Source organism: Ruegeria sp. HKCCA5763 (assembly GCF_013034545.1).
Lineage (GTDB): Bacteria > Pseudomonadota > Alphaproteobacteria > Rhodobacterales > Rhodobacteraceae > Ruegeria.
Genome location: NZ_WQGF01000005.1, coordinates 127,624 through 152,419, shown reverse-complemented (window position 1 = coordinate 152,419; position 24,796 = coordinate 127,624). Strand labels below are relative to the sequence as shown.

The 24,796-nt window shown below is 58.4% G+C and carries 22 protein-coding genes; 11 read left to right on the top strand and 11 right to left on the bottom strand.

Annotation, left to right across the window (positions count from 1 at the left end):
- The first annotated feature begins 20 nt into the window (after positions 1-20).
- Positions 21-1,499 (top strand): inorganic phosphate transporter, encoded by a 1,479-nt coding sequence (locus tag GOV89_RS10810; protein WP_171238180.1) that lies wholly within the window; start codon positions 21-23, stop codon positions 1,497-1,499.
- 6 nt (positions 1,500-1,505) lie between these two features.
- Here the strand turns inward: GOV89_RS10810 and GOV89_RS10805 are convergent, their stop codons facing one another.
- The 3 genes from GOV89_RS10805 to GOV89_RS10795 all read right to left on the bottom strand — a co-directional run bounded on the left by GOV89_RS10805 (position 1,506) and on the right by GOV89_RS10795 (position 4,474).
- Positions 1,506-2,480 (bottom strand): 2-dehydropantoate 2-reductase, encoded by a 975-nt coding sequence (locus tag GOV89_RS10805; protein WP_171238179.1) that lies wholly within the window; start codon positions 2,478-2,480, stop codon positions 1,506-1,508.
- 77 nt (positions 2,481-2,557) lie between these two features.
- Positions 2,558-3,520, bottom strand: a complete 963-nt coding sequence (locus GOV89_RS10800) for a pirin family protein (RefSeq protein ID WP_171177764.1) — start codon at positions 3,518-3,520, stop codon at positions 2,558-2,560.
- Between the two features lie 120 nt (positions 3,521-3,640).
- Positions 3,641-4,474 carry a phytanoyl-CoA dioxygenase family protein gene (locus GOV89_RS10795; protein ID WP_171238178.1) on the bottom strand — a complete coding sequence of 278 codons (834 nt, stop codon included), beginning with the start codon at positions 4,472-4,474 and terminating at the stop codon, positions 3,641-3,643.
- Positions 4,475-4,684: 210 nt separating this feature from the next.
- Between GOV89_RS10795 and GOV89_RS10790 the strand changes: the two genes are divergently transcribed.
- Positions 4,685-5,173 (top strand): twin-arginine translocation pathway signal, encoded by a 489-nt coding sequence (locus tag GOV89_RS10790; RefSeq protein ID WP_171177768.1) that lies wholly within the window; start codon positions 4,685-4,687, stop codon positions 5,171-5,173.
- Positions 5,174-5,191: 18 nt separating this feature from the next.
- Positions 5,192-5,776: a ferric reductase-like transmembrane domain-containing protein gene (locus tag GOV89_RS10785; RefSeq protein ID WP_245222996.1), complete on the top strand. Its 585-nt coding sequence runs from the start codon at positions 5,192-5,194 to the stop codon at positions 5,774-5,776.
- On the opposite strand, the gene argF is transcribed toward GOV89_RS10785, so the two are convergent.
- Positions 5,773-6,699, bottom strand: coding sequence for an ornithine carbamoyltransferase (argF, locus tag GOV89_RS10780; RefSeq protein ID WP_171177780.1), 927 nt, complete (start codon positions 6,697-6,699; stop codon positions 5,773-5,775). The two genes, GOV89_RS10785 and argF, sit on opposite strands and share 4 nt — an antisense overlap.
- Positions 6,700-6,775: 76 nt before the next feature.
- The gene (locus GOV89_RS10775) at positions 6,776-7,963 is read right to left on the bottom strand and encodes an aspartate aminotransferase family protein (protein WP_171238177.1); all 1,188 of its coding nucleotides are present in this window, start codon (positions 7,961-7,963) and stop codon (positions 6,776-6,778) included.
- A gap of 300 nt (positions 7,964-8,263) precedes the next feature.
- On the opposite strand from GOV89_RS10775, the gene GOV89_RS10770 reads away from it, so the two are divergent.
- Positions 8,264-9,145, top strand: a complete 882-nt coding sequence (locus GOV89_RS10770) for a DMT family transporter (protein ID WP_171238176.1) — start codon at positions 8,264-8,266, stop codon at positions 9,143-9,145.
- Positions 9,146-9,180: 35 nt separating this feature from the next.
- Here the strand turns inward: GOV89_RS10770 and GOV89_RS10765 are convergent, their stop codons facing one another.
- The gene (locus tag GOV89_RS10765; protein ID WP_171238175.1) at positions 9,181-9,984 is read right to left on the bottom strand and encodes an ABC transporter permease; all 804 of its coding nucleotides are present in this window, start codon (positions 9,982-9,984) and stop codon (positions 9,181-9,183) included.
- Positions 9,985-10,110: 126 nt separating this feature from the next.
- Here GOV89_RS10765 and GOV89_RS10760 point away from each other — a divergent pair, with 126 nt between their 5' ends.
- Together GOV89_RS10760 and GOV89_RS10755 are read left to right on the top strand one after the other, a co-directional pair.
- Positions 10,111-10,686, top strand: a complete 576-nt coding sequence (locus tag GOV89_RS10760; RefSeq protein ID WP_171238174.1) for a GcrA family cell cycle regulator — start codon at positions 10,111-10,113, stop codon at positions 10,684-10,686.
- 5 nt (positions 10,687-10,691) lie between these two features.
- Positions 10,692-11,336 (top strand): NUDIX hydrolase, encoded by a 645-nt coding sequence (locus tag GOV89_RS10755; protein ID WP_216601759.1) that lies wholly within the window; start codon positions 10,692-10,694, stop codon positions 11,334-11,336.
- A 3-nt stretch (positions 11,337-11,339) separates the two neighbouring features.
- Here the strand turns inward: GOV89_RS10755 and GOV89_RS10750 are convergent, their stop codons facing one another.
- The gene (locus tag GOV89_RS10750; RefSeq protein ID WP_171238173.1) at positions 11,340-12,416 is read right to left on the bottom strand and encodes a DUF2235 domain-containing protein; all 1,077 of its coding nucleotides are present in this window, start codon (positions 12,414-12,416) and stop codon (positions 11,340-11,342) included.
- Entirely contained in the window at positions 12,394-14,685 is a 2,292-nt protein-coding gene (locus GOV89_RS10745; protein WP_171238172.1) for a xanthine dehydrogenase family protein molybdopterin-binding subunit, read from the bottom strand. The genes GOV89_RS10750 and GOV89_RS10745 overlap by 23 nt, the downstream gene beginning before the upstream one ends.
- Before the next feature lie 112 nt (positions 14,686-14,797).
- Here GOV89_RS10745 and GOV89_RS10740 point away from each other — a divergent pair, with 112 nt between their 5' ends.
- The 4 genes from GOV89_RS10740 to GOV89_RS10725 all read left to right on the top strand — a co-directional run bounded on the left by GOV89_RS10740 (position 14,798) and on the right by GOV89_RS10725 (position 20,439).
- Complete coding sequence (locus GOV89_RS10740; protein WP_171177795.1) at positions 14,798-15,526, top strand: dienelactone hydrolase family protein; 729 nt, start codon at positions 14,798-14,800, stop codon at positions 15,524-15,526.
- A gap of 79 nt (positions 15,527-15,605) precedes the next feature.
- Positions 15,606-18,761 (top strand): valine--tRNA ligase, encoded by a 3,156-nt coding sequence (locus tag GOV89_RS10735; RefSeq protein ID WP_171238171.1) that lies wholly within the window; start codon positions 15,606-15,608, stop codon positions 18,759-18,761.
- 142 nt (positions 18,762-18,903) lie between these two features.
- A complete protein-coding gene (locus GOV89_RS10730; protein WP_171238170.1) occupies positions 18,904-20,067 on the top strand; it encodes a benzoate/H(+) symporter BenE family transporter in 1,164 nt (387 codons plus the stop codon).
- Between the two features lie 39 nt (positions 20,068-20,106).
- Positions 20,107-20,439, top strand: coding sequence for a DUF1992 domain-containing protein (locus GOV89_RS10725; RefSeq protein ID WP_171238169.1), 333 nt, complete (start codon positions 20,107-20,109; stop codon positions 20,437-20,439).
- On the opposite strand, the gene GOV89_RS10720 is transcribed toward GOV89_RS10725, so the two are convergent.
- Both GOV89_RS10720 and GOV89_RS10715 read right to left on the bottom strand, forming a co-directional pair.
- On the bottom strand, positions 20,440-21,222 hold the full coding sequence (locus GOV89_RS10720; RefSeq protein WP_171238168.1) for a crotonase/enoyl-CoA hydratase family protein: 783 nt from the start codon (positions 21,220-21,222) through the stop codon (positions 20,440-20,442). It abuts the gene before it with no gap.
- Positions 21,223-21,288: 66 nt separating this feature from the next.
- Entirely contained in the window at positions 21,289-22,359 is a 1,071-nt protein-coding gene (locus GOV89_RS10715) for an SMP-30/gluconolactonase/LRE family protein (protein WP_171238167.1), read from the bottom strand.
- 84 nt (positions 22,360-22,443) lie between these two features.
- Between GOV89_RS10715 and GOV89_RS10710 the strand changes: the two genes are divergently transcribed.
- Positions 22,444-23,559: a pyridoxal phosphate-dependent aminotransferase gene (locus GOV89_RS10710; RefSeq protein ID WP_171238166.1), complete on the top strand. Its 1,116-nt coding sequence runs from the start codon at positions 22,444-22,446 to the stop codon at positions 23,557-23,559.
- Between the two features lie 12 nt (positions 23,560-23,571).
- On the opposite strand, the gene GOV89_RS10705 is transcribed toward GOV89_RS10710, so the two are convergent.
- Positions 23,572-24,762 carry an alanine--glyoxylate aminotransferase family protein gene (locus GOV89_RS10705; RefSeq protein ID WP_171238165.1) on the bottom strand — a complete coding sequence of 397 codons (1,191 nt, stop codon included), beginning with the start codon at positions 24,760-24,762 and terminating at the stop codon, positions 23,572-23,574.
- Positions 24,763-24,796 lie beyond the last annotated feature (34 nt).

Below are 24,796 nucleotides of genomic sequence, written 5' to 3'. Positions count from 1 at the left end.
TTGAAAAACTGATCAAGCCCATGTCTGACACAAACCCCAAGCCGCGCTGGCAGGCGCTGGACAGCGACCTGCATCGCATTTCTCGCGTTGAAAACGCCAACATACACGTGTCCCGTCCTTTGTTGGCACCGGGAATCGCGTTGGCGTTCATGGTCGTTGCAGGACTGACAGCGGCCGTTCTGTTTGGTCAGGCCGATGGCAGCTACATCGTGGTCGCCGCTGCCGCTTTTGGGGCCTATATGGCGATCAACATTGGCGCAAATGATGTGGCCAACAACATGGGTCCAGCCGTTGGTGCAAACGCACTGACCATGGGCGGGGCCATCTTGATCGCGGCCATCGCCGAAAGCGCAGGTGCGTTGCTGGCAGGTGGTGATGTGGTTTCGACCATTTCCAAGGGGATCATTGATCCTGCGTCTGTTCAGAACAGCAGCGTTTTCATCTGGGCGATGATGGCAGCACTGATTTCGTCTGCCATGTGGGTCAATCTGGCAACTTGGGTCGGCGCGCCTGTGTCGACTACGCACTCGGTTGTCGGAGGCGTCATGGGGGCCGGGATTGCAGCAGCGGGGCTAAGTGCAGTCAATTGGGGCACGATGAGCGCAATTGCGGCCAGTTGGGTGATCTCGCCTGTACTGGGTGGTTTGATTTCCGCCGGTTTTCTGGCGCTGATCCAGACCAAGATTCAAAATCAGGATGATAAGATCGCGGCGGCCCGCAAATGGGTGCCCATCCTTGTGGCATTGATGGCAGGGGCCTTTGCCACTTATCTTACCGTAAAGGGGCTTAAACGCATCGTTAAAATCGAACTTGAGATGGCGCTGTTAATCGGGTTGGGCGCAGGTCTGCTGTCTTGGTCCGCCACCGTCCCATGGGTGCGACGCAAGTCCGAAGGGCTTGAAAACCGAACGCGGTCACTGAAAGCTCTGTTTGGCTTGCCGCTGGTCATCTCGGCCACGTTCCTGAGTTTCGCCCATGGCGCAAATGACGTGGCCAATGCGGTTGGCCCTCTGGCCGCGATTGTGCACGCGGCAGAATTCGGGGATTTCGCGTCGAAGGTCTCAATTCCGCTTTGGGTAATGATTATCGGCGCGTTTGGGATTTCCTTTGGTCTGTTCTTATTTGGCCCCAAACTGATCCGGATGGTCGGTAGCCAGATCACCAAGCTGAACCCTATGCGGGCTTTCTGTGTCGCCCTTTCGGCGGCGATCACCGTGATCGTGGCCAGTTGGCTGGGGCTGCCTGTCAGCTCGACCCATATCGCAGTTGGCGCAGTTTTTGGTGTGGGCTTTTTCCGCGAGTGGGACTCCGAACGGCGACGTAAACGCGCCAACCTGCTGCGTGCAACAGGGCATAATCTGGCACCCGAAGAGTACCGCCGTCGTAAACTGGTGCGGCGCTCGCATTTTATGACCATCGTAGCGGCCTGGGTCATCACCGTACCTGCTGCCGCGACCATGTCAGCCATAATCTTTTGGATGCTAACTGCTTTCGCCTAAGGGGTCTTACAACCTGATCTGATCCGGGGTCAGCGGGTGATCAGGCGCGTGTTTGATCAGGTCGGACACTTGTATGCAGATGGGCGTCGGCACCCCGGTTTCATGGCCCAACCGTATTATGTGGCCTTGCAAACTGTCGATTTCCGTTTGTCGTTCAGCCATCAGATCATAGGCCATAGACGTCCGGGCACTGGGATCAATCGTCAGCATCCGGGCGGCGACGCGGGTAAACAGCGGAGTCGGCAGCCGCAGGATATGCGGGGTCATCCAAACCGGAAGCGGCGTGGTCGATGCCACTGGGTGCCCCGCCGCCTTGAGAACCAAAAGCGCCTCGGCCATCTGATCCGCAACAAGTAAACGCCAGTCGCGGCTTTTCAGTTGATCCACGATCGTCAAACCCGACAGCGCATTCAGCGCGTTGTTCAGATTGATCAACAGTTTGCCCCATTGCACGGCCTCGATCTGATCACTCGCCAAAACAGGCAGATCCGGGCTGCTGAGACGCTCGGCCAGATCTCCGGGCCCATTTTCGATGACGACTTCGCCCGAGGTGGCCCGGTGATAGGTAGTAGGTCCACTAGGCACCACGTTAAAGGGCACCATTCCGGCACGGACATCTCGCCCCTGCAAGGCAGCACGCAAGGTCGCAGCGTTTTCGATCCCGTTCTGCCAGGACAGAATCGGCGCGTCCGACGATGCCTCAGCAGCGATCTGTTCGGCCATATCCGCAGTGGCACCCGATTTGACAGTGACGATGACCAATTCTGCATGAGCCAAACAAGTTGGATCTTGGCTGAGGTCTGGGGAATTGGCTGGTGCTGTGTAATTAAGCCCATCGAAATCCGTAACCGTCAGCCCGTGTTGGCGGATCGGGTCAAGCACACGGGCGCGGCCCAGCAGGGTGACGGAATGGCCCGCTCGAGCCAGTAATGCTCCGCAATAACAACCAATGCTGCCCGCACCTGCAATTACGAGTTTCATAATGCCCCCTCAGAAATACCTGAAAGGATCACCGCAAACGACCTGTTACACAACCCCGCCGCTTTTCGGGGCACTTGTCAACGTGCCAACCGAGGTTTGGTCCGTTCAAGCTCTTCAGAAATAGGGATAAACTCCTGATCGTCACCCGGTGGCAAATGGAACGCACCATTGGCCCAATCGGCGCTTTTCCACTCACGCGTTGCGGTTTCGATCTTTTCTTTCGAAGAGGAAACGAAGTTCCACCAGATATACCGGTCCTCGTTCAGCGTCGCGCCGCCCAGCAGCATCAGCCGCGCACCCAAGGGGCCCGCTTTGACCGACAGCTTGTCGCCGGGGCGGAAAACCATCATACGGCCTTCGTCAAACGTGTCGCCTGCGATCTCGACCGAGCCTTGAGTGACATAAACGCCGCGATCCTCTTGATCATCGGGCAGCGGGAACGAGGCACCGGGTTCAAGCTGCACGTCCAGATAGAAGGTTTCGGACAACATAGTCACCGGACTGGTTTCGCCATAGGCCGAGCCCAGAATCAACCGGGCGCTAGCACCCGCGTCCTGAAGATGCGGCAGCGCGGCCTGTTTATGATGTTCGAAATCAGGGGCCATATCCTCATGCGCTTCGGGCAAGGCGATCCACGTCTGGATTCCAAAAAGACTATGCTTTTTACCACGCGTTTCGTCGCTTGTGCGTTCGGAATGTGTAACACCTCGCCCCGCGACCATCCAATTGACCTCACCCGGATAGATCATCTGATGGGTTCCAAGGCTGTCGCGGTGCTCGAACTCGCCCTGATACAGATAGGTCACTGTGCCCAGTCCGATATGCGGATGGGGGCGCACGTCGATACCGCCTTCGGTGATGAATTCGGCCGGACCCATCTGATCGAAAAAGATGAACGGGCCAACCAATTGTCGTTTCACTGAAGGCAATGCGCGGCGCACTTCGAACCCGCCCAGATCGCGGGCACGCGGGATGATCAGCGTGTCCAGCGCCGGGTTTTCCGAGACGCAATCAGGATTATGGGTCGGATTCCAACTCATTTCAGCACTCCCTTGGTTGCAGATGGCAAAGCCATCCATCGTTCGCTCAAACAAGAGATAGACGCTTATTCCGCCCAATAAAGTGCGCAAACGCACAGATTGGGTGCATTGCCCCCCCGCTTAGCGAGGCCATAAGCGGGGGAAAAAGGGGCCGTCGATCTTATCGCCTTCGCCATAACCCGCGGCTTCGAACTGCGCGCGCTCATCTTTGGCCCAGTCGCCGCGGTATCGGATGACTCCATCTGGTGCAGTCATGCGAAGGGTGAAACGGCGGACCGTTTCCGACGGGGTCGTCGCGGATAGCCCGCCATGTAACGTTCGCATATCGAAAAAGATGCAGTCCCCAAGCTCCAGATCCCATTGCAACAGGTCATACGCTTCGGGGTCCGCGTTTACATCAGGTGGCGGGTGATAGGTTTGCCCGGCAACTTCAGTCGGTTCATAACTCGGATGCCCATCAGCAAAGCGCACCCGCATGAAAAGCTTGTTCCAGAGGTGTGATCCCTTGACGAAGGCGATACCGTTTTCCTTCGTCACCTGCTCCAGCGGCAGCCACAGCACGCACATTGTGCCCTCAAAATCGAAGTAGGACAGATCCTGATGAAAAGGTGGGCGCGAGGTTGATCCCGCTTCGCGCAAGAACCAGTTGTCCATGACAAGATTGACAGACGGAGCCCCAAGCAGTTCAGCAGCAAGTGGTGCACAGGGAGAGTGATGAACGAATTCGGTAAATTGGGGAATTTTGTTCCAGGCCCAGTAATCCTCGAAATAGCCGGGAGCGCTTGGGTCCTTGGTATGGCGTGTGAAATTGTCGGTCGGATTTTCAAGGTCGGCGTCGATGCCTTCGCGCAATAACGACAACCAGTCGTGCGAAAACTTTGACCGAAGGACAACAGCACCGTTGCGCCGGAAGGCAGCTATGTCCTCGGCTGAGACTTTATCCACTTGTGTCATGGCACGACCTTTCGTTTCAGACACGATGAATACAAACATCGCACCTTGTAAAACGAAACGTCAAAGAGATTCGGTGCCGCTGCCCCTGTCCGTCTCACAGAACCGTGAGAGTAGGATTTTATGATCCGGTGCGCCTCGGAATCCATCGGAACCATGCTATCTTGAGTATCGTTGTCGGACCGAAAAGGGTCGCGGATTGGAGGTTTCTCAATGGCTGACGCTTTGCTCTCCCGTCGTTCACTGATTACCCAAGCTGCCGCTGTTGTGGCAACTGGGGCCTCGGGGCTTTTGTTACCAGCACGTGCGAGCGGGCTTGCACCAACGCCATCGATGCGGGGCGGATCGAACAATTACCGTCCCGGAGCACCTATCGTGAACCAGATCGGTGGCGGTGGGTTCTGGATGACCGGCACAGTGCGGCGTGCAGGCGATGGAGCCCCCCTGCCCGGCCAACGCATTCAGATCTGGGCGCACACGACCGAGGGGCACGAGCGCGATCCGCACAGCCATGGCGCGACGTTGACGGATGCGAAGGGTGAGTTTCGGCTGGAGATGCCGCAGATCGTGCCCGCCTTCGGTCAACCTCACGGGCATTTGGCCTATGACAGCGGGGAGTTCGAGACCGTTTTCCTGCGCCCCGTGATGTCGAGTGCAGATGACTTGACACTAGCCGCGCATTTTGTATTGCAGCCGCTTTAAGAAGTGTTGAGGCGCAGTTTGATCTGGGTGCTGTTAAGTGCCGCGCTTGCTATCCCGATCATCGCAGCGGCCTATAGCCCTTATCTGGCGTGGCGTGATCCGATCTACATTCTCGCCGGATTTGCGGGCATTATCGGAATGTGCCTTTTGCTGCTGCAACCGCTGCTGGCCGGGCGCTGGTTGCCTGGACTTTCCCCTGTGTCCAGCCGCCATTGGCACAGGCGGTGTGGTCTGGCACTGATCGTGGCCATATTGATCCATGTGGGAGGTCTATGGATCACCAGCCCGCCAGACGTAGTCGACGCCTTGCTTTTTGTTTCAGCCACCCCGTTTTCGAATTGGGGTGTCATCGCGATGTGGTCAGCTTTTGCAGCGGCTCTGTTGGGTGTCATGCGCCAACGTTTGAACCTGCGGTTTCGCCTTTGGCGGCTTAGCCATACCGGTCTAGCAATGGTGACGATTATCGGCAGTGTTGTTCACGCGATGCTGATCGAGGGAACGATGGAAACCATGACCAAGACCACGTTATGCGTTCTGGTTCTATTGGCGAGCGCACGGACGCTCGCCAAGCTAAAGGTTTGGGATATCCGCCGACGAGCCTAAACGCCCAGGCACCAACGCATGACAGCTTTTTGCGCGTGCAGGCGGTTTTCGGCCTCGTCAAAAATGACCGAGTTCGGACCATCCATCACCTCGGACGTTGCCTCTTCCTCACGGTGCGCGGGCAGGCAGTGCATAAACAACGCATCTGGTTTGGCGTGTGACATAAGTTCCGTGTTGACCTGATAGGGGCGCAGCAGATTGTGGCGGCGTTCTTTGGCCGATTGGGAATCATGCATGGAAACCCAGGTGTCCGCGACCACCAGGTCCGCTCCTTCAACGGCTTTGAACGGGTCGCGTTCCACCACGATTTGCGAGCCTTTCTGGCGCGCAAAGCCCATAAACTCTTCCTCGGGATCAAATTGCGCCGGACCTGTGAATGTCAGATCGAACCCGAACTGGCCCGCCGCGTGCAGGAACGACGCGCAGACGTTATTCCCATCTCCGGTCCAGACCACTTTTTTTCCTGCGATGGGGCCGCGATGTTCTTCGAACGTCAGCACGTCGGCCATGATCTGGCAGGGATGGGTCCGGTCGGTCAGGCCGTTGATCACCGGTACATCCGAATATTCCGCCATCTCAGTCAGGATGGTTTCATCAAAGGTCCGGATCATGATCATGTCGACATAGCGGGACAGGACGCGCGCGGTATCGGCAATTGTCTCGCCATGCCCCAGCTGCATGTCTTTACCCGAAAGTACCATGGTCTGTCCGCCCATCTGGCGCACACCCACGTCAAAGGACACGCGCGTCCGGGTTGAAGGCTTTTCAAAGATCAGCGCAACCATACGATCTTTGAGCGGTTGTGCCTCATCAAGTGCTGCCTTGGGGCGACCCAGGCGGGCCCGCTTCATTGCGCCCGCCTGATCAATCATGGCCCGCAGGTCGTTGGCGTCGGTTTTATGGATATCGAGAAAGTGGTTCATGTCGTTTCGCTTTTGGCTGAGCGGTGCGTGGGGGCCAGCCCCCACACCCCCGCCGTATTTGGAACAAGAAGAAAGGTCAGGCGCTGGTGAGTTGTGAGTTGACCTGTGTTGCCGCCTTGTCCAGGCGGATCAGGGCTTGGGCGATGTCGTCCTCGGACAGCGTCAGCGGCGGCAGCAAGCGGATGACGTTGTCGGCGGCGGGGACCGTAATGACCTCGTTTTCATAGCCCGCATTGACCATATCGATATTGGACGTCTTGCATTTGAGACCCAGCATGAGACCTGAGCCACGCACCTCTTCGAAAACGTCGGGGTGATCTGCGACCAGACCTTCGAGTTTCTGCCGCAACAGACCCGCCTTGCGATTGACTCCTTCCAGAAAAGCGGGTGTTGCGACCTGGTCAATCACTGCGCAGCCGACAGCGCAACCCAAAGGGTTGCCGCCATAGGTCGAGCCATGGGTGCCAGCGGTCATTCCGCTGGCAGCGTCTTCGGTGGCCAGTACAGCGCCCAGAGGGAAACCACCGCCAATGCCCTTGGCAACCATCATGATATCCGGAGTAATGCCCGCCCATTCATGGGCGAAGAGTTTGCCGGTGCGGCCAACGCCACATTGCACTTCGTCAAGGATCAGAAGCAGGCCATTTTTGTCACAGATCTGGCGCAGCGCCTTTAACTCAGCATCAGGCACGGGGCGGATGCCGCCTTCCCCCTGTACCGGCTCGATCATGACCGCGGCGGTGCGCTCGGTAATCGCGTTGGTAACGCCATCAAGGTCCCCAAAGGTCAGGTGTACAAATCCCGGCAAAAGCGGACCGAAGCCTTTGGTCATTTTTTCCGATCCGGCCGCGGCAATACCTGCCGACGAACGTCCATGAAATGAGCCGTCGAAGGTGATGATTTCAACCCGCTCGGGCTGACCTTTGTCATAGAAGTATTTGCGGGCCATTTTCACAGCCAGCTCGCAAGATTCCGTACCGGAGTTGGTGAAGAAAACCGTGTCGGCAAAGGTGTGTTCCACCAACTTGTCCGCCAGCGCCTGCTGCTGTGGGATGTTATAAAGGTTCGAGACATGCCACAGAGCATGAGCCTGTTCGGTCAGAGCGGCCACCAGCGCAGGATGGGCGTGGCCCAGCGCGTTGACTGCGATCCCGGCGCCCAAGTCCAGAAAACGTCGGCCATCCGCCTCGGTCAGCCAGGCGCCTTCGCCCTTCACAAATGTCAGGGGCGCGCGATTATAGGTCGGCAGAACGGACGGGATCATCGGATCATCCTTTTCGAATTGCTTGAGCCCTGTGAGTGATACACCAGAGCCTTGGTCGTCAACATATTTGGTGGGATTTGCGCGGATTTTGAACACGCAATAGATCAAAAGGGCCGGTTACGCGGTCAGGCGTCGGCGTCGGAGTCGCAGGATATGTGCGGTTTTGATCATGCTGGTCGTATAGCGGCGTAAGCTCGATCTGGGAACCCTTTAAATGAATCGTCGATAATTATCTCCACGCGGTGCTCGAAACAGGATTTCCTTCTTGTCTTTCGCGCCTATCTGCCGCACCGCTGAGACATGACGCCTGCACGCCAAAACCCCGCCCTTGCAGCCCTGTTGATCTTTGCCGCCAGCGCTCTGTTGGCTGGCACAACACTGCTGGCAAAGGCGCTTGGGACGGATGCGTTGGGCCCGCCGCTGCACCCTATGCAGATCAGCCATGGACGTTTTTTGTTTGCTTTTCTGGTGATCATCAGTGCGGTCGCGATATTGCGTCCACAGCTCAAACGCCCGCATTGGGGATTGCATATCGGGCGCTCCAGCTTTGGATGGTTGGGAATTACGCTTATGTTCGCATCGGTCGCGTATATCCCGATTGCAGATGCCACCGCGATTTCCTTCTTGAATCCGGTCTTCGCCATGGTTTTGGCGATCCCGCTTCTGAAAGAGGGGGTCGGTCCCTGGCGTTGGCTGGCCGCAGCGGTCGCCCTTGTAGGTGCATTGATTCTGTTACGCCCGACCCCTGCCAGCTTTCAACCTGCTGCCTTGTTAGCCTTGACCGCGGCCGCCGTGATTGGAATGGAGCTGATTTTCATCAAAAAGCTGTCTGGCCGCGAAATTCCAATCCAGATTTTGCTGGTGAACAACGCGATGGGATTGGTAATTGCCTCTGTCGCGGTGATTGCGGTGTGGCAGGCGCCAACATCGGAACAATGGGCAGCATTGGCTGGAATCGGTGCTTTGATGGCCTGTGCGCAAGCCTGTTTCGTCAACGGCATGGCCCGGGCGGATGCCTCTTTTGTGGCGCCGATCAGCTATGCCACGCTGGTTTTTGCAGCGTTCTATGACTTTTTGGTATTCGATGTGATCCCGGACCGGATCAGCCTGATCGGGTCTTTAACCATTCTGACCGGAGGGTTGATTCTAGTTTGGCGCGAAGCGGTTAGGCGCCCAAAATGACCGGTAAAAGACAGTTTGCACGGGGGGGGGGCTGTTCAAGCCTTCAATCTGTACCCTGTGCGAAGCATGTGCCAGGTGATCACTCCGATCAAAAGGGTTGCAAAGGAACAAACCACCATACCCAACCAGGGTGAGCTGTCTGAGACCCCGATCATGCCATAACGCAACCCGTCGATCAGATAGAAGACGGGGTTCAAGTGGGTCAGACGGTTCAGCACAGGTGGCAGCGCCTGAACCGAGTAGAATGTCCCTGAGAGGAAGGCCAGCGGTGTAACGATGAAGTTTGTAATGGCCGCCATCTGGTCGAATTTGTTTGCAAAAATCCCAGCAAACAAACCAAGCGCGCCCATGAAAGCCCCGCCCAAAACGACGAAGATCATCGCGATAATGATGTTTTGTGGCACGATGCCAAGAACCAGTGCCAGCGCAACAGCGACGACGCATGCAATCAGGATGCCTCGGGCAATTCCCCCCGCCAGATAGCCAAGCAAGATCTCAAGCGGCGACAGAGGTGGCATCAGGGTATCCACGATATTGCCCTGCACCTTGGAAATGACCATCGAAGACGAGGTGTTTGCAAAGGCATTCTGGATCACGGTCATCATCATGATCCCCGGTGCCAGAAAGACCAGAAACGGCACGCCCATGACATCCGGTCGGCTGGGGCCGATAGCAATATTAAAAATCAGCAGAAACAACCCGGCCGTCACAAGCGGTGCCAGAATGGTCTGGGTCCAAACCGCCAGAAAGCGCAACGTTTCACGCTGCGCCAGCGTGTAAAGGCCCATCCAGTTGACGGCTCCAAAGCGGCGCGCGGTCTGATCTGCGGAATTCTGCATGATTTGCCCCAAACCTGATTCGAAGACAGCTTGTAACTCGGGCTGCAGTGTTTAGAATAGGGGGCTGAGACGATTTCCCAAGGCGGCCCGAATCCGGGGCCGCTTTCCGCTTTTGAAAGGCTAACGATGTCCTGGACAGACGAGCGCGTAGAACTGCTGAAGAAGATGTGGGGCGAAGGCCAGTCGGCCAGCCAGATTGCCAAGGAACTGGGCGGCGTGACCCGCAACGCGGTGATCGGCAAAGTGCATCGCCTGGGCCTGTCCAACAGGACAGCGGGCGCGTCCCCTGCCAAATCCGAGCCTAAGGAAAAACCGGCCCCCGCACCCAAGGCCGAGGCCAAGCCTAAACCTGCACCAAAGACTGAACCGGCGCGCCCGGCCCCTGCCCCTGCCGCCGAGGCGAAACCTGCCGTACCGGCACGTCGTCAGATCATCCCGGCCGGTCAACCACTGCCTCCTCAGCCGTCGGCCAATGAGATCAGCCCCGAGGCGCTGGCCAAGGTCAACGAGATCGAGAAGAAGGCCAAGAAGCTGAGTTTGATGGAACTGACCGAGAAGACCTGCAAATGGCCTGTGGGCGACCCCGCGACCGAGGATTTCTGGTTCTGTGGTCTGCCAGTTGAAGCAGGCAAACCCTATTGCGAAGCGCATGTGGGCGTGGCCTTCCAACCCATGAGCGCGCGCCGCGACCGACGCCGGTGACACAGATGCGCCAGGATCCGACAGCAATGGAGGATACCTGGCTAGCCCGTGCAAAGCGCCTGCTGGCCCTGTCTGAAACCGGCCAGCATTTCACCAAAGACCCTTTTGACCGGGAACGTTACGACGAGATCGCCGCCATGGCCCGCGCCATGCTGGCTGATCTCGGTCAGGTGCCGATTTCGCGGATAGAAGGGCTGATCACAGACCATGCGGGCGGCTATGCAACCCCTAGTATCGACATTCGCGGCGCGGTGATCCGGGATGACCACATCCTTCTGGTGCGCGAACGTAGTGACGGTCGGTGGTCGATGCCCGGCGGCTTTGCCGATATCGGCAGCTCTCCGGCGGAAAACATCGAGCGTGAGGTCTGGGAAGAAGCAGGGCTTCGGGTTCAGGCACGACACCTGTACGCCTTGCGCCATAAGGCGCGACACCCTTACCCGGCAGATGCGCGTGATTTCTATAAGCTGTTCTTTTTATGCGATGAGGTAGGACAGGACGACCCTAAGACGGGAAGCGAAACCAGCGCGGTCGGGTTTTTCCCAATGTCTCAGCTGCCTGACTTATCCCTAGCGCGAAACATCGAACGAGACATTGCAGAAGCATTTGAAACGCTATCCAACTCGTCTGCAACAGTGCTTTTTGACTAATCCCTACTGCGCAGGATGTGACGGCAGGTTCGGCATCGCCACCCAACTGGGCAGTTCGTCTGGTGAAACCGAGACGTGCAGACGCTCGGATTGGTCGCGGCCTACTTTGCGGTGTTTGCGCAGAAGGAAAATCTTGCCCCAACCGCGCCACGTGCCCACCGAACGCGCATGTGGATCAATGGGGAAGCGATCGCGCCAGCCCTCAGGCAGCGGCAGCCCGTGCATCTCGGCCTTGTCCAGCATCCAGATCAAAGAGATGTTGCTGAGCGGTCGCGCCTCTTCGTACCCGTTCAACTGCCCGCCGACATCGCCATGAGTTCCGCGGAACCAGACCTGTTCTACGTGACCCTTGAACTCAGGCGTGCATTTCCAAAACACCGGGTCGAAAACCTCGCGTGTCTCGTCCAACGCCATCGCGTGATAGCCGTGGCGGGTGGAAGGGCCCAGTTGATGGTTGTGAAAGGCGTGGCGCTCTTCGGCCCAGCGCCACAACAGCGGCAGCCGCAAACCCAACGCCTTGACGGTGTCCCAGACCCCAATCATCTCGATCTCAACCCCGTCGTGGCAGAACTTGCGGCGAAAATCTCGCGCGGCGGTGCCACTGGGATTGCATTCATAGTGGCGATAGGCTTGCTGGATGTTGCGCTCGGTCGCGTGTTCAGCCTTGAGCAAACCGATCATGTCGATCACTCCGGCCAGACTGCGCACGCCATAAGCTCCACGCGAATAGCCGATGAAATAGATACGGTCCCCAGGTTTGTAGCGTGAGGCAAGATAGCCATAGGAACGGCGGATCTGGCGGTTGATACCCCGCCCCATCATCACATCCAGCGAGGACTTCCAGCTTTCCCACTGCACGCCCGCCTCATAAAAAACCGAAACCTTGCTGCCCATTTCGCAACACAGCCGCAAGGTTTGCCCCGCATGGGTCTCGAACCCCGGTTCGAGCGTCGACATAGTGCCGTCAAGGATGATGACATGGCTGAGCGGTTCGCGGTGAAGAACCTCGGCAGAATGTTCGGACCGCAGGGGCCGTCCGAGCCATCCCAGAACCTTTCTACTCAGCCGCGACAGATTCATGCGTCAGCAATTCCCATACTCTTTGAGGTGTGAAAGGCATATCCGCCCGCCGCACCCCGTGATCCCAGAGCGCGTCCTGAACCGCGTTTGCCACCGCGGCCAGCGCGCCCACTGTACCAGCCTCGCCGCACCCTTTCATGCCCATCGGGTTCGAGGTTGACGGAACCGGCACCGAGGTAAACTTAATCATGGGTATGTCAGTCGCACGGGGCAAGGCGTAATCCATAAACGAAGCCGTGAGCAGCTGCCCGTGTGCATCGTGCACAACACGCTCGCTCAGCGCCTGTCCGATGCCCTGAACCACCCCGCCATGAACCTGCCCTTCCGCCAGCATCGGATTGATAAGATTACCAAAATCATCAACGACCGTATAGCGATCAACCCACGTTTCCCCGGTGTAAGAATCGATCACGACTTCGGCAACATGCGCGCCATTGGGATAGCTTCGGGCATCCAGGTTAGCGCGGGCTTCATGCTGTAGCAAATCCATACGCCCGTCGATGCGCGCCATCTCGGCCGCCTCGGTCAGGGTTGGCGTCAGGTTGGACCCCGGCGCGCGGAATGTCTCGTGGTCAAAACTCACATCGTTTTCCTCGACCCCCATCTTATCGGCAAGATAAGGCGTGAATGCGGCGATCATCTTGTCGATGGTCGCCAGGGTCGCCGTGCTTTGCACTGTGACCGAACGCGAGCCACCCGTGCCGCCGCCATGGCCAAGCCTGTCTGTATCGCCCTGAATGACAGAGATCTTGTCCATGGGAATGCCGGTCTGATCGGACAAGAAATGGGCATAAACCGTCTCATGCCCCTGTCCGTTCGACTGCGTGCCCACGTAAAGGTTCACTCTGCCATCCTCGCAAAACTCGACCTTTGAGTTCTCGGAAGGATCACCCAAAATACTTTCGATATAGTAACAAAGGCCCTGCCCCCTGATCAGGCCGCGCTCGGCATCCGCCGTTTTGCGGGCCTCAAAGCCGATGGTCTGGCTGGCTGCGCGGCTGAGGATCATGTCGAAATCGCCGACATCATAGGTTTCGCCAGTGGCCGAGGTGTAAGGAAAATCGTTGGGGCGGATAAAGTTCTTGCGCCGCAGCTCCCACGGATCAACCCCCAACTCACGCGCTGCACGGTCCATAACGCGTTCCAACACATAGATCGCCTCGGGGCGGCCCGCACCGCGATACGCATCGACCTGCGTTGTATTGGTATAGAACCCCTCGACCCGCAGATAGGTGGTTTGCACGTCATAGACGCCCATCAGCACCTTGCTGAACAGGCTTGTCTGAATCGCCTGACCAAAATGGCTGTTGTAAGCACCAAGATTGACCTTGCTGTGAACACGGTAAGCCGTGATCTTGTGATCAGCGTCAAAGGCCAGTTCGGCCAACGAGTGCAGGTCGCGGCCATGGTGATCGGACAGCATCGCCTCGGACCGGTCCGACATCCAGTGCACTGGCTGGCCCAACTTCATCGCAGCGACAGCGACGCAGAAATATTCAGGATATGGCATCACTTTCATGCCGAATCCGCCGCCCACATCCGGCGTGGTGACCCGGATATCCTCAGCATCAAGCTTCAGCTTTTGAACCAGTTGCGCCTTCATCGCCCAGACGCCCTGCCCGCCGTAAGAAAAATGCAGACGACCATCGGACCAATCGGCCTGACATCCGCGTGGTTCCAACGAGCTGATGATGACCCGGTTGTCCTCCACGTTCAGCGACACGGTATGAGCCGCGTCCTGAAAAGCGGCCTCGGTGGCGGCTTCGTCACCCAGCCCCCAATCAAAGGCCCGGTTGTCGGGGGCTTCTGGGTGCAGAATCTCACCGCCTGCCTTCACGTCCAGCTTGGCAGGGCGCTCTTCCGTGTCCATCCAGATCAACTCAACCGCGTCCTGCGCCTGTGCCAGCGTGTCCGCGATAACAACCACCACCGGCTCGCCGACAAAGCGCACGCGGTCCTTGGCCAGCATGTGCCGCTCCGGAGCCGCAGCCTTCGATCCATTGCGGTTTTGTAAAACGGCGGCGTTTAGCACCGTGTCGATGCCCGAAGCTGCCAGATCATCCAACGTCATCACCAGTCGCACACCTTCGGCAGAGCGCGCATCCTCAAGATCTAAACTTGTAATTTCCCCATGGGCCACCGGGCTGCGGAAGAAGGCAGCAAACAGCGCATTTTCAGGCACGGCATCAGCCATGTAACGCCCCTGCCCAGTCAGGAACCGCTGATCTTCGGTCCGTTTGACGGGCTGGCTCCTGCCGAATTTTTCCATGGACGGTCCTCCTTATGGATCTTGCGGCCGAGCCTAGCCCGTGCCCCGACGATGTCCAGCGGGGCTCACGGAAATTCGTTTGTGCCTGCCAGATGTTGGAGTAGGTTTGGTCATGACCTGGACCCACGACACCGTTTTTCCTTTTTCCGCTCCGCTAACTGGCGGTCAGAGCGTGACACATGACGTCTATGTCGGCGGAGAGGGGCCACCGATCCTGATCCTTCAGGAGTTGCCCGGAATCGGACCAGAGACTTTGGCGCTGGCAGCAAAGCTGAACGCATCCGGTTTTCGTGTCTACCTGCCACATCTGTTCGGCACCTACGGCAAGGTCGAGATGGCCAAAAACACCGCCCGTCTATTTTGCGTTCGGAAAGAGTTCAACATCTTCGCCAGAGGCAAACAAAGCCCCATCGCAGGGTGGATGCGTGCCCTAACTCATGAGATCAAACAGCGCGAAGGTAGCGCCGGTGTAGGTGTCATCGGTATGTGCCTGACAGGCAGTTTTGCCCTGACTTTGATGGCCGAAGACGCCGTTGTTGGTGGGGTCGCCAGTCAACCTGCTTTGCCAATATTTGGTGGTAAGCATCTTCACATGAGCACGCAGGATATCGGCGCAGCGTCGGCAGGCATGGCCGCGAAGGGGCCCGGGCTGGCGATGCGGTATTCCAAAGACAAACTGGCACCTAAGAAACTGATGCACGCGTTGGAGCGGGCTTTCGGCGATCTGTTGGAGACAGTGGAATATCCTGGCAGGGATCACTCGCTGCTGACGCTGGATTTCCACGAACCTGCCTATCAGCGCGTGGACGCCTACTTCAAAGCCCGCTTTGGCATGAGCTAAGCGCGCAAGGCCTTTCCCTTCCTGCCTCCATTCGCTATTGCAGGCGCTGACCCGAATTTGTTGACGCAGGACGCACCCCATGGCGATGGAAAAGACATTCAACGCGGCCGAGGCCGAGGCCCGCATCTATGAAGCCTGGGAACAGGCCGGAGCCTTCAAGGCAGGCGCGAACAAATCGCGCGACGAAAGCTTTACCATCATGATCCCGCCGCCCAACGTCACGGGTGCGTTGCATGTGGGTCATGCGTTCAACAACACGTTGCAGGACATCCTGATCCGCTGGCACCGAATGCGCGGGTTCGACACGCTGTGGCAACCCGGTCAGGACCACGCGGGCATCGCCACGCAGATGCAGGTCGAGAAGATGCTGGCCAACACGCAGCAGCCCGGTCGGCGCGAGTTGGGCCGTGAGAAGTTCCTGGAAAAAGTCTGGGAATGGAAAGGCGAGTATGGCGGTACAATCATCGAACAGCTGAAGCGTCTGGGGTCATCGTGTGACTGGTCGCGGAACGCCTTCACCATGGCCGGTGCTGCAGGTGATCCACGCACCGGGCATGAGAACTCGGCCAACTTCCACGACGCCGTGATCAAGGTTTTCGTCGATATGTACGAAAAGGGCCTGATCTATCGTGGCAAGCGTCTGGTCAACTGGGACCCGCATTTCGAGACCGCGATCTCGGACCTTGAGGTCGAGAATATTGAGGTCGCCGGTCATATGTGGCACTTCAAATACCCCTTGGCCGGTGGCGAGACATATGAGTATCTGGAAAAAGATGAAGATGGGAATGTGATCTTCCGCGAGGAGCGGGATTATATTTCCATTGCCACGACCCGCCCCGAAACCATGCTGGGCGACGGCGCGGTGGCGGTCCATCCGTCGGATGAGCGTTACGCGCCAATCATCGGGAAACTTTGCGAAATCCCGGTTGGTCCGAAAGAGCATCGCCGCCAGATCCCGATCATCACTGATGACTACCCCGATCCCGATTTCGGCTCGGGCGCGGTAAAGATCACCGGTGCGCATGACTTCAACGACAACATGGTGGCCAGGCGCGGCGGCATTCCGATGTACCGCCTGATGGACACCAAAGGCGCGATGCGAGCCGATGGCGCGCCTTACGCCGACGAAGCCGACAAGGCGCAGGAATACGCGCGCGGCAAAGCATTCACCGAGAACGAAATCGACACGATCAACCTGATTCCCGATCACCTGCGCGGGCTTGATAGGTTCGAAGCGCGGGCGAAGGTGGTGGAAGAAATCTCCGCTGACGGCCTGGCCGTGATGACTCGCGCGGATGACCCGCGTCTGGGCACCAAGCTGGGCGAGGATGACGACCCGGCTGCGTTGGTCCCGCTGGTCGAGAGCAAACCGATCATGCAGCCCTTTGGCGACCGCTCGAAAGTCGTCATTGAGCCGATGTTCACCGACCAGTGGTTCGTCGACGCCGCCAAGGTCGTCGGCCCCGCGCTGGATGCGGTCAAGGACGGCACGGTCAAAATCATTCCTGAATCGGGCGAGAAGACCTATTACCACTGGCTGGAAAACATCGAGCCCTGGTGCATCTCACGCCAACTGTGGTGGGGGCATCAGATTCCGGTTTGGTATGGCCTTGATCTCTCGGCTGAGAACTTCGAGGACGACGAAAACGACGGTGATCTTGATTTGGTCGAACTGGGCCGTTTGCTGAACGAAGGCGGCATGCTGCACCGCGGCAACGTCATGGAGTGCGCAGCGAACCTGAAAGCCGTTACCGAGAAGTTCCTGGATGATAATGCCAACATTCCAAGTCCATTGAGCCACGCGACGGTTATCGAAGTCGCTGACAAGCAGGAAGCCATCCATCAATTTGCGGAAAGCCTGGCTCAATATGCAGTCGAACAGGATCCAACCAAGCTGGTCTACCCGGTTTGGCGCGACCCCGACGTCCTCGACACATGGTTCTCCTCCGGCCTCTGGCCCATCGGCACGCTGGGCTGGCCCGAACAGACCGAGGAACTGGAGCGCTACTTCCCCACGGACGTTCTGATCACCGGCTTCGACATCCTGTTCTTCTGGGTCGCCCGGATGATGATGATGCAACTGGCCGTGGTCGATCAGATCCCGTTCCACACCGTCTACCTGCATCAGCTCGTCCGCGACGAGAAGGGCAAGAAGATGTCGAAGACCACCGGCAACGTCATCGACCCGCTGGAGATCGTGGACGAATTCGGCGCCGACGCGCTGCGCTTTACCAACGCCTCGATGGCCGCGATTGGCGGCGTGTTGAAACTGTCGCGCGAGCGCATCACCGGCTATCGGAATTTCGGCACCAAACTGTGGAATGCCGTCCGCTTTGCCGAGATGAACGAGGTCTTCACCGACGCCGTTCCTCAACTAGACGTGGCCGATCTGAAGCCTAAAGCCGCCGTGAATCGCTGGATCATCGGTGAAACCGCCCGCGTGCGCGAAGAGGTTGACGCGGCGCTGGAAAGCTATCGTTTCAACGATGCGGCCAACGGGCTTTACGCCTTTGTCTGGGGCAAAGTCTGCGATTGGTATGTGGAGCTGTCAAAACCCCTGCTACAAGGCGACGACGCCGAGGCACAGGCCGAAACCCGCGCCACCATGCGATGGGTTCTGGATCAGTGCATGGTCCTGCTGCACCCGATCATGCCCTTCATCACCGAAGAGCTGTGGGGCCTGACCGGCGCGCGAACCAAGATGGTTGTCCACGCTGAGTGGCCGAATTATTCCACCGCTGATCTGGTGGATGCCGATGCAGATCGTGAGATGAACTGGGTGATCTCGGTGATCGAAAACACCCGTTCGGCCCGTGCGCAGATGCGAGTACCGGCTGGCCTCTACGTCCCGATGCTGGTGACCGAAATCGACGCCAACGGCCAAGCCGCGTGGGACCGAAACGAGGCTCTTATCAAACGCCTGGCGCGGATCGACAGCCTGACCAAGGCCGACGAACTGCCCAAGGGCACCATCTCTATCGCCGCCCCCGGGGCCTCCTTCGGACTGCCGCTGGCCGACATCATCGACATCGGTGCAGAAAAAGAACGGTTGGAAAAAGCCAAAACCAAACTGGCCAAGGAACTCGGCGGTCTGCGCGGACGTCTGAACAACCCTAAATTCGTGGCCTCGGCCCCGGAAGAGGTTGTCGAAGAAGCCAAAGCCAATCTTGCCGCCCGTGAAGAGGAAGAGGCGAAACTGAACGAAGCGCTCGCCCGCCTGGCAGAAATCGCCTGATCTTCTTCTCGTTCCAAATACGGAATTCCCAGCCTCACCGCCCTAACCGGCGGTGAGGTTTTTGTTTGCGTTCAAAGCTTTCCCCTTGTTCGCAACACCAAGCAGTTGCTAGCAATTCAGCACCAATACTCCCGAGGCCCCGATGGCAAAGCCCCTTCCCCCAGTGCAAACCATTTCAACCGGGCTGGTCGTTTCAGTGGTCGGGTTCTTCAGTTCCTTCCCCATTATTCTGCAAGGGCTTGAAACCATGGGAGCTTCGGAAGCCGAGGCTGCCTCGGGCTTGATGAGTGCAGCGATTGCGATGGGGTTGGCTGCGATCTTTCTCAGCCTACGCTATCGGCAGCCGATCAGCGTCGCCTGGTCTACTCCGGGTGCTGCCCTTTTGGCAGTGTCCGCCACCCCGGCAGAAGGCTTTTCGGGCGCAATCGGGGCCTTCCTCTGCGCCGGCGCACTGACGGTATTGGCCGGTCTCTGGAAACCGCTGGGACGTTTGGCCGCCGCAATCCCGACGACGCTGGCCCAAGCTATGCTGGGGGGTGTGCTGCTGCCGTTGTGCATCGTCCCATTTAAGGCGGCAGTCGAACTGCCCTGGCAAGCCCTTCCCGTTATCCTGACATGGTTCATCGCGGGGCGTTTCAACAAACTGTTCGCAGTACCCGCCGCAGTGGTTGCCGCAGCACTGGTTGTCGTCTTCAGCGCCGAAGGCACCTCCGTGCGGCCCGAAAGCTTTCTTGCGCCCCCCGTTTGGACGATGCCCACTTTCTCGCTCGCGTCGGCCATCGGCATTGGTCTGCCCCTTTTTGTCGTCACGATGGCCACGCAGAACATCCCCGGCATCGCGGTCATGCGCGGTTTTGGCTACACGTCTGAACCGGGTAAGCTGTTCTCGTCAGTGGGTGGCGCAAGTCTGTTGTCCGCCCCATTCGGGGCACCCGCGACCTGCCTTGCTGCCATCACGGCCGCCATGTGCTCCAACGAAGACAGCCACCCGGATCGGGCCTTGCGCTATTGGTCAGCGATCATGGCGGGGCTGTTCTATTGCCTGTTTGGTGTCTTCGCCGTGGCCATCACTGGTTTCGCTGCTCATGCCGACCCACTGCTGATGGGGACGCTGACCGGTGTCGCTTTGATCGGAGTGATGGCCAACGCCACCTTCGCCGCGCTTGAAGTTCCAGCCGAGCGCGAAGCGGCAATCCTGACCTTTGCCATAACAGCTTCGGGCATTACTGCGTTTGGTCTGGGCGCGGCTGTTTGGGGGCTGCTGGCGGGCGGGGTCGCCTACCTGATCTCGCAACGCATCAGATAGATGGTTTGTCTGGTATCACAGATCGCTTAAAGTAAACCCATGTTTGGAGCATTGGCAAAACTGGTCGAACGCCAGATCAAAAAGGCTCAGGCTGAGGGCCAATTGCAGGGGCTGGAGGGTGAAGGCCAACCACTGCCTGACAGGTCGCCTGAAGCGATGAGTGATCCGGCCATCGCCGCAGTTCACAGGATCATGGCGCAAGCCGGTGTGTTACCGGAAGAGTTCGACATAAAAAAGCAGCTCGACGCAGCGCGGCAGACCTATGCCAACCTGACTGACCCGGCCAAGCGAAAAGCCGCGATGGCCCACATTGCCGATTTGGAGATGCGCTACAACATGGCCCGCGACGCACGCCGGGCCTTTATGCGCTGATTACTTGAACTCGGGCTTGCGGCCCTGCATCTGCGCCATCACAACCTCCATCTGGTGGGGCTTGCCGATCAGTCCGACCTGTTCGGCGGATTCTGCCATCAGAACGTCGGCACGCGCCTGCGACTCGGCAACTTCGATAAGGCGTTTGGCGGCGCGGATAGCCGAAGGGCTTTGACCGGCGATATTCTCGGCAAGGGCCAAAGCTTCGGTCAGCGGATCATCAGAAAGCTGCGTCACCAACCCCCAATCCGCCGCCTGCTGCGCGCCGATGGGACGCGCGGTGTAGGTCAGCAGTCGCAGCACATCCGAACGAACCAGGCGCGGCAACAGAACCATACCGCCCATGTCGGGAATGATCCCCCATTTCATCTCCATCACGGCCAGTTTGGCCTCTGGATGCGCAATTCGAATATCCGCGCCCAGCGCGATCTGCAGGCCACCACCGAAAGCCACGCCCTGAATGGCGCAAATTACAGGCACCGGGACGCGTCGCCAGATCAGTGCCAGCTCCTGCATCTCGTTGGCGTCCTCGTGGCTTCGGGTCATCAGCCATTCAGTTGGGTCCATGTGCGCCATCTTGGCAAAGCTCGCCATGTCGAGCCCTGCGCAAAAGCTCTTGCCTTCACCCGATAGCACCACGGCGCGGGCGTCCGAGGCCGCGACTTCTTGCCCTGCGGACAGAAGCGCCTTGATCATCGCATCATCCAACGCATTCATCTTGTCGCCCCGGGTTAGGGTGACATGGGCAACATGATCTTGGTAGGTGACGGATACGCGTGACATGGGGAACCTCCCGTAATATTCGTGTTGCAACCATGCCCGGGCCGACGGCCAAATACCACTGCGACGTCAGGGCAAATCGCTGACGGGCATCCGCGCAAACCACGGGGAATCGAGCGTCATGACGTAGAACTGATCCGCCACGATCTTACCCCCGGTCGTGATTCCCAAACGACCCTGCGGATCCTGCAACGTGCGCAAAATACGACCTTCACCATCGAACTGCACCATCATGCCACGATGGATCGGTGCAGGGCGGACGGCTGGACCCAGCCGCCAGATGATCTTACGCAAAAACGGATACGGCATCAGTGCCTCTGACGGTACACGTGGGCTGGCGAAGGCCATCCAATAGGTGCCATCGCCTTGCGCCTCGATGTTGTCTGGATAGCCGGGTAGGTTATCCATCAAGACGTTCTGCTGCCCGGCCTTCGGACCGGTCAGCCACAGTTTGTGCACCCGTGCCCGACCCGTTTCGGCGATCAGCAAAAAGTCTTCTTCCGGGGACAGGGCGACACCGTTGGTGTAGACGAACCCTTCGGCGATCTTCTGGGTGGTACCATCGGGCGTGCGACGGGCGACATAGCCTGTTTCGGACTGCTCCCAAATGGTCAGAACCGAGGTTGGTTTTGTCCCACCCATGGTTTCGGGATCGAAACGGTCAGAAGAGTTCGAGAAATAGATCGTGCCATCCTGTGCCACATCCAACTGGTTGGCATAGATCACTGGCGCACCTTTGATGTCACCTACCACCGTTTCCAAGGTACCCGGCCCAGTCCAGCGCATCACGCCGCGAAAGCTGTCAGCAACATAAAGCGCGCCGTCAGGCCCGGCCTTGAGACCCAAAGGGCGCCCGCCCAGACGGTCGACCTCTACAGGTTCTTCTTCTTCGATGCGGTAGAGGGTACCCGCCCGACTGGTGGTATAAACCGATCCATCGGGCATCACCGCGATGTCTTCGGGGCCGACCTCATCCCTCGGCAGGCGGACTAGCTGTGCGGAATCCAGCGCCGCATTTTCAGCGAAATCTCCTGTAAACCCAGCATCTTCCGGCATTTCAACTGCGACGGGCGTTACCGGAACGGGCCAGAACAAAAGATAGGCGAGGCCCAACAGAATGACAGCTATGAGAATGCGCATCTGCGCTCCTTTATTCAAAGTCTTTGCTGGCGCGCCGGATGGCACATGCTTGCTCAATCTTCGGGCTTAGGGTTATCTGCGCACATGACCGGACCTCGATACACCCCGCTTGCCCAATCCCTGCCCGCCACCGTGCCCTTTGTCGGCCCTGAAACGCAAGAGCGGCAACGCGGTGCGCCGTTTGGTGCGCGTCTGGGTGCAAATGAAAGTGTGTTTGGCCCCTCGCCACAGGCTATCGACGCGATGGCGCAAGCTGCGTCTGAAATCTGGATGTATGGCGACCCCGAAAACCATGACCTGCGCGACGCCCTGGCAAAGCACCATGGCGTGATGCCAGAAAATATCGTGGTGGGCGAAGGGATTGACGGGCTTCTGGGTTATCTAATCCGACTGCTGGTCGGTCCCAAAGATACGGTGGTGACATCGGACGGGGCTTACCCGACCTTCAACTATCATGTGGCCGGATTCGGAGGTGTTCTTCACAAAGTGCCCTACTCCGGCGATCACGAAGACCCGACAGCGCTGTTTGCCAAGGCGGCTGAAGTCGGGGCCAAGTTGGTTTATCTGGCAAACCCGGACAACCCGATGGGCAGCTGGCATTTGGGTGCCGATATCGTAAATGCGATGAAGGAATTGCCGGAAAACTGTTTGCTGGTACTGGATGAGGCTTATGTGGAATGCGCACCCGAGGGGACGGCGGCACCAGTCGACGCAAATGATCCCCGCGTCATCCGGATGCGGACATTCTCAAAAGTTTATGGCATGGCAGGTGCGCGCGTTGGATATGCCATAGGCGCGCCGGACCTGATTTCGGCCTTCAACAAAGTGCGCAATCATTTCGGCATGAACCGCGCAGCGCAGGCAGGTGCTTTGGCCGCACTCCAGGATGCAGACTGGCTGTCGCATGTCCAGAACCGGATCGCGGACGCGCGAGAGCGTATCGGCGCGATTGCACGCGACAATGGATTGCAGCCACTGCCGTCGGCCACCAATTTTGTTGCGATCGACTGCGGGCACAATGGGGATTTCGCCAAAGCGGTGTTGGATTCACTGGTCGAACAGGGAATTTTCGTACGCATGCCGTTTGCCGCGCCTCAAAACAGATGCATTCGAGTAAGTTGTGGAGAGGCGGCGGATTTGGACGCATTTGCAGCGGCTTTGCCCAAGGCTCTGGCGGCAGCTCGGGCGCAAACCGCCTGACCGCTGCCCTGATCAGGCAGCGAGCACAGCCGCGGCGGCCTCGAGCGCCCCAGTGCCACGGGGGATGTCCAGCGCGGCCAAAGCTGTTTCAACACCGCCCAGCATTGCCATGATCATCTGCCCGTTGACATGCCCCATGTGACCTAAGCGGAAATATCCGTCATAGTCCGCCATCCCCAGGCCGATGCCCAGCGTCAAACCCAACTGGTTCTCCGTAAAGGCGCGCAGCGGGGTGCCCCGGCCATCACTAAGGCGCAGGGACGTGACCGCGCGGCTGCGATGGGCACGATCTGTCACGTTAAGATGCAATGCACCGCCTTCTGACCAAGTTTCGCACGCTTTCCAGATTGCTTTGGCCAAGTGCTCGTGGCGCGCCCAAACCTGCTCGATCCCTTCTGCATGGATCAGATCCAGCGCGGCACGCAGGCCATAGAGGTGGTGCGTGGGTGCTGTACCATTGAAATACTGATAGAACAGGTCCGGGTTCGCGCGCGGCTGCCAATCCCAATATTGCGATACGCGCGGCATTGTAGCCCGTTTCGCCTGTGCTTTGTCGTTAAAGAACGCAAATCCCATACCTGCCGGGGTCATCAGCCCCTTTTGACAGGCACTGACCGTCACATCGACACCCCATTCATCCATCTCGAACCGGTCACAACCCAGAGACGCGATGCAATCGGCCATCAGCAACGCCGGATGACCAAGATCGTCCAGAAGTTTGCGAAGCCCGGGAATGTCGTTGCGGATCGAACTGGATGTATCCACATGGACCGCCAGCACGGCCTTGATCTGGTGGTCTTGGTCGGCGCGCAGCGCATCAGCGATTTTGTCTAAATCCCACGCCGAAGCCGTTCCAAAGTCGATCAATTCAACCTTTGCCCCGATCCCTTCAGCCATTTCGGCCCAGCCGTGGGTAAAGCGGCCCGACGCCGGAGCCAGCACCGTTTCACCCGGTGCAATCACGTTGGAAAGCACAGCTTCCCACGTGCCATGGCCGTTGGCGATGTAAATCGCCACATTATGCCGGGTTCGTGCAACACGCTTAAGGTCGTTGGTCAGCGCGGGCATCATTTCTATCAACTCACCGTCATAGATATTCGGTGAAGGACGGTGCATGGCTTGTAATACGGCATCGGGCATGACCGACGGGCCAGGAATAGCCAGATACTCGCGCCCTTGCGCAAGCGAAACTTTGTTTGTCATGAGGTCAACCTGTTTGAATTGACGCCCAACCTAG

Coding starts and splice junctions, on each gene's coding strand:
- GOV89_RS10730 (WP_171238170.1), top strand. CDS start 18,904: ATGGCAAAGCCCCTTCCCCCAGTGCAAACCATTTCAACCGGGCTGGTC.
- GOV89_RS10715 (WP_171238167.1), bottom strand. CDS start 22,359: ATGCGCATTCTCATAGCTGTCATTCTGTTGGGCCTCGCCTATCTTTTG.
- GOV89_RS10720 (WP_171238168.1), bottom strand. CDS start 21,222: ATGTCACGCGTATCCGTCACCTACCAAGATCATGTTGCCCATGTCACC.
- GOV89_RS10805 (WP_171238179.1), bottom strand. CDS start 2,480: ATGAAACTCGTAATTGCAGGTGCGGGCAGCATTGGTTGTTATTGCGGA.
- GOV89_RS10795 (WP_171238178.1), bottom strand. CDS start 4,474: ATGACACAAGTGGATAAAGTCTCAGCCGAGGACATAGCTGCCTTCCGG.
- GOV89_RS10725 (WP_171238169.1), top strand. CDS start 20,107: ATGTTTGGAGCATTGGCAAAACTGGTCGAACGCCAGATCAAAAAGGCT.
- GOV89_RS10775 (WP_171238177.1), bottom strand. CDS start 7,963: ATGATCCCGTCCGTTCTGCCGACCTATAATCGCGCGCCCCTGACATTT.
- GOV89_RS10765 (WP_171238175.1), bottom strand. CDS start 9,984: ATGCAGAATTCCGCAGATCAGACCGCGCGCCGCTTTGGAGCCGTCAAC.
- GOV89_RS10750 (WP_171238173.1), bottom strand. CDS start 12,416: ATGAATCTGTCGCGGCTGAGTAGAAAGGTTCTGGGATGGCTCGGACGG.
- GOV89_RS10745 (WP_171238172.1), bottom strand. CDS start 14,685: ATGGAAAAATTCGGCAGGAGCCAGCCCGTCAAACGGACCGAAGATCAG.
- GOV89_RS10705 (WP_171238165.1), bottom strand. CDS start 24,762: ATGACAAACAAAGTTTCGCTTGCGCAAGGGCGCGAGTATCTGGCTATT.
- GOV89_RS10770 (WP_171238176.1), top strand. CDS start 8,264: ATGACGCCTGCACGCCAAAACCCCGCCCTTGCAGCCCTGTTGATCTTT.
- GOV89_RS10800 (WP_171177764.1), bottom strand. CDS start 3,520: ATGAGTTGGAATCCGACCCATAATCCTGATTGCGTCTCGGAAAACCCG.
- GOV89_RS10810 (WP_171238180.1), top strand. CDS start 21: ATGTCTGACACAAACCCCAAGCCGCGCTGGCAGGCGCTGGACAGCGAC.
- argF (WP_171177780.1), bottom strand. CDS start 6,699: ATGAACCACTTTCTCGATATCCATAAAACCGACGCCAACGACCTGCGG.
- GOV89_RS10790 (WP_171177768.1), top strand. CDS start 4,685: ATGGCTGACGCTTTGCTCTCCCGTCGTTCACTGATTACCCAAGCTGCC.
- GOV89_RS10760 (WP_171238174.1), top strand. CDS start 10,111: ATGTCCTGGACAGACGAGCGCGTAGAACTGCTGAAGAAGATGTGGGGC.
- GOV89_RS10735 (WP_171238171.1), top strand. CDS start 15,606: ATGGCGATGGAAAAGACATTCAACGCGGCCGAGGCCGAGGCCCGCATC.
- GOV89_RS10755 (WP_216601759.1), top strand. CDS start 10,692: ATGCGCCAGGATCCGACAGCAATGGAGGATACCTGGCTAGCCCGTGCA.
- GOV89_RS10710 (WP_171238166.1), top strand. CDS start 22,444: ATGACCGGACCTCGATACACCCCGCTTGCCCAATCCCTGCCCGCCACC.
- GOV89_RS10740 (WP_171177795.1), top strand. CDS start 14,798: ATGACCTGGACCCACGACACCGTTTTTCCTTTTTCCGCTCCGCTAACT.